2 protein-coding genes are annotated in these 4,206 nt (G+C 52.7%); one reads left to right on the top strand and one right to left on the bottom strand.

The annotated features are described in order from the left end of the window. Positions 1–178: 178 nt before the first annotated feature. Positions 179–2,134 (bottom strand): molecular chaperone DnaK, encoded by a 1,956-nt coding sequence (gene dnaK / locus M3089_RS15625; protein ID WP_205112174.1) that lies wholly within the window; start codon positions 2,132–2,134, stop codon positions 179–181. 537 nt (positions 2,135–2,671) lie between these two features. Here dnaK and M3089_RS15620 point away from each other — a divergent pair. Then, positions 2,672–4,150, top strand: a complete 1,479-nt coding sequence (locus M3089_RS15620) for an MFS transporter (RefSeq protein WP_249085235.1) — start codon at positions 2,672–2,674, stop codon at positions 4,148–4,150. The last annotated feature ends 56 nt before the right edge of the window (positions 4,151–4,206 follow it).

Here is a 4,206-nt window from a genome sequence, read left to right as displayed (position 1 = left end):
CAATATATTAAGTGTCACATTATCTACTTTTAAGTGTCGGTACAAATATGGTACAAATATACAATAAAAATCCGAGAAACAAGCAAATCTATCAGAAAGTGTTAAAAACAAAAATAGGGTGCAACTCATTGAGTTACACCCTATCTTACTATTGATAGTTATCGTTGTTTACCGATACTTACTTCACTTCCTCAAAATCGGCGTCTTGTATGTTGTCGTCGGTTTTTGAGTTGCTGTCTTGAGCCTGTTGGCCGCCGGCTTGCTGGTTTCCTGCATTAGGCTGTGCGCCAGCGTTTTGGTACATCTGAGCGCTTGCGGCTTGCATTACGGTGTTCAAGTTGTTGATGGCGTTGTCGATGGCCGTGATGTCGCCGCTCTTGTGGGCGTCTTTCAACTGTTGCAGTGCGCTCTCCACGGGAGCTTTCTGGTCGGCTGGTATCTTGTCGCCGTTATCTTTCAGGAAGTTCTCTGTGGTGAAAATCATAGAGTCAGCCTGATTCATCTTGTCGACGCGCTCACGCTCCTTCTTGTCATTCTCTGCGTTCTGCTCGGCTTCAGCCTTCATGCGCTCAATCTCCTCCTTGCTCAGGCCAGACGAAGCTTCTATGCGGATAGCCTGTTCCTTGCCAGTTGCCTTATCCTTTGCCGACACCTTCAGAATGCCGTTAGCATCGATATCGAATGTTACCTCGATCTGCGGAACGCCACGGCGAGCCGGTGCGATGCCTGTCAGGTTAAACTGGCCTATGCTCTTGTTCTGTGCAGCCATGGGGCGCTCACCCTGCAACACGTGGATTGTCACTTCTGTCTGGTTGTCGGCGGCTGTAGAGAACACCTCGCTCTTCTTGCACGGTATGGTAGTGTTGGCTTCGATGAGCTTGGTCATCACGCCGCCCATTGTCTCGATACCGAGCGTCAGCGGAGTAACGTCGAGCAATACAATGTCGCCCACACCGCCTTCCTTGTTGAGGATGGCACCCTGTATGGCAGCGCCAACAGCCACAACCTCGTCGGGGTTTACACCCTTTGACGGCTCTTTTCCGAAATAGTTCTTAACCAGTGTCTGCACGGCGGGTATACGGCTTGAGCCACCTACGAGTATTACTTCGTCAATGTCGGCAGTTGTCAGCTTGGCGTCGCGTATGGCGTTCTGGCATGGCACGAGGCAAGCCTGGATGAGGCTGTGGGCCAATTGCTCGAACTTTGCGCGTGTAAGCGTCTTTACCAAGTGCTTTGGAACACCGCCTACCGGCATGATATACGGCAGGTTGATTTCCGTAGAAGTAGAGCTTGACAACTCTATCTTTGCCTTCTCTGCAGCTTCCTTCAGGCGTTGCATTGCCATCGGGTCGGTTGTGAGGTCGGCACCTTCGTCGTTCTTGAACTCCTGTACCAGCCAGTCGATGATTACCTGGTCGAAGTCGTCACCACCGAGGTGAGTGTCACCATTGGTAGAGAGCACCTCAAACACACCGCCACCAAACTCCAGGATAGAGATATCGAATGTACCGCCACCGAGGTCGAATACAGCAATCTTCATGTCCTTGTTTGCCTTGTCAACGCCGTAGGCCAATGCGGCAGCCGTAGGCTCGTTGACAATACGGCGCACATTGAGTCCGGCAATCTGGCCTGCCTCTTTTGTGGCCTGGCGCTGTGAGTCAGAGAAGTATGCCGGAACGGTGATTACAGCGTCGGTCACTTCCTGTCCGAGGTAGTCCTCGGCGGTTTTCTTCATCTTCTGCAGAACCATGGCCGATATTTCCTGTGGGGTATACTTACGGCCGTCGATGTCTACACGGGGATATCCGCCTTCATTGACAACGGTAAACGGCACGCGGCTCACCTCCTTTTCGCATTGTGCCCATGTCTCACCCATGAAGCGCTTGATGCTGTATACTGTGTTCTTCGGGTTGGTGATGGCCTGGCGCTTGGCGGGGTCGCCCACCTTGCGCTCGCCGCCTTCTACGAAACCGATTACAGACGGGGTGGTGCGCTTGCCTTCGCTGTTAGCTATCACTACAGGTTCGTTGCCTTCGAAGACGGCAACACATGAGTTTGTTGTACCCAAGTCAATTCCAATAATCTTTCCCATATCTTTATTCTTTTTATTATTATTCTTGTTAAGTGATTTTATGTTGTGGACTGCATTGCAATCCGCTTAAAGTGTAGCAAAGCACGTGCCAAACGTAGGGCATAGTATGCCATGCTATCTGCCGACTGCCATTTTGGCACACGCGGCCTGGCGTTCACATAGCATGATTCTTTTGTTTTAGACAGCGTGTCCGTTGCACGTTAGCATTCCTGTGCCATCTGTTTGTTTGGATTGGGGCTGGTGTGATATACATGCAGAGGGACTCCCTTTGTTGCCCATGGGGCTATTCGGACGGTGGCGTTGTGGCAGAGGCCGTATGCAGTCGGCTCATGCAGGCCGCGCAACCGCATTATGCCAATGCCGCCGGTGGGGCAGCGGCTTATATATCATAAGATGTGGGGTGGGGGTGTGCTTGGCGCGTGTCCTTTCTTTTGTGTACAGGCATTGCCAGAAGCGATTTACGGCATGATTATTCCATGATGAAACGCCAAGCGAAGTCTATGCAACATGAGGAGAAATAAGACAATAAGGTTTTTGTTAATTTTGCATGCAGATAATTTAAACTTTTGACGTGTAATAATGACAGACTCCAAAATCACACTGCGTGAGAAGGTTGGCTATTCATTGGGCGACGTGGCCGCCAATCTGGTATTCCAGATGATGATGATATTCCAGCTGAAGTTTTATACCGACATCTTCGGGCTTGACGGTGCCATTGCCGGCAGTGTGTTGCTTGTGGCTCGCATTGCCGACGCCTTTGTCGATCCAGCCGTCGGAATCATCACCGACCGCACCGAAACCAGATGGGGCAAGTACCGTCCGTGGGTGCTATGGACGTCGGTGCCTTTTTGCGTGTTCTATGTGCTGGCATTCTGGAATCCCGGCATAGAAGACAAGTGGTTGGTGGCGGTTTATGCCACCGTGAGCTATGTGCTGCTCATGACAATGTATTCGTTTAACAACACGCCCTATTCATCGTTGGGCGGAGTGATGACGGGCGACATACGCGAGCGCACCAGCATCACCAGCATACGGTTTGTGGGCAGCACCATTGCCCTGTTTGTCGTACAGGGCCTCACCCTTCCGCTCGTGTCAAAGTTTGGCGGCGGTGACGACCGCCACGGCTGGCTCTGCACCATCGGCCTTTTTGCCGCAGTGTGCCTGGTGTGCTTCATCGTCACTTTCTTGTCTGCCCGTGAGCGCATAGCGCCGCCGCCCCATCAGAAGACCAACATACGCGAGGATGTGCGTGAACTTGTCGCCAGCGTGTCGTGGCGCTCAATGTTCGTGCTCACCCTGTTTGTCTTCATCACGCTTGCCATGTGGGGCTCTGCCATGAGCTTTTATTTCCAGTCGTATGTCGACCAGGGCGCCCTCTACGCCTTCATCGACGATATCGGACTGGTGGCTTCCGCAGGCGGTGGCGTTGGGTGGCGCTCGCTGCTCGAAGCCTTCAACCTCGTGTCCCACAGCGAGTCGGACGCTTATGCCATAGGCTTCTCTCTGTTCAACATGGTTGGGGCCATCGTTCAATTCATAGGTGTGATAACCCTTTCGGCCTTTCTGGCAAACAGATACGGCAAGAAGAAAACCTTCATCGTCTGCCTCTCGCTCACGGCAGTATTCACGGCCATGTTCTATTTGCCGCAACCTTCAGATGTCCGCTTCATGTTTGTGCTGTGCGTGCTCAAGTCGCTGGCTTACGCCCCTACGGTTCCGCTGCTTTGGGCAATGATTGGCGACGTGGCCGACCATATAGAGTATGTCAACCACCGCCGTGCCACGGGACTGTGCTTCTCCGGCGTGGTGTTTGCCCTAAAGTCAGGCCTCGGACTCGGAGGGGCCTTTGCCGGGCTTGTCCTCTCGATGTTCGGCTTCCGGTCTGGCGGTTCTACCGTTCAGAGTGCCGACGCCGTTTCTGGCATACAGATTGCTTCGAGCATCATACCAGCCTTGCTTTTCTGCATAGGCGTCGTGGCAGTTTGCTACTATCCGATAACAAAGCAGTTTAACGAGAAAATGCAGTCAGAGCTTGCCGAAAGGCGGCAGAGGCAGTAGCTGCGCCCTGTGACGGTGGCGTCGTATGGCTCATTAACCGTGGCGAAACATTAAAT

The organism is Marseilla massiliensis, assembly GCF_023336985.1.
GTDB classification, from domain to species: Bacteria; Bacteroidota; Bacteroidia; order Bacteroidales; family Bacteroidaceae; genus Prevotella; species Prevotella intestinigallinarum.
Note: the sequence above shows the minus strand (reverse complement) of the source record. Positions and strands in the feature narration are given on the sequence as shown.

What these genes read in the sequence shown, in the direction of transcription:
- M3089_RS15620 (WP_249085235.1), top strand. Translation starts at nt 2,672, where the DNA reads ATGACAGACTCCAAAATCACACTGCGTGAGAAGGTTGGCTATTCATTG.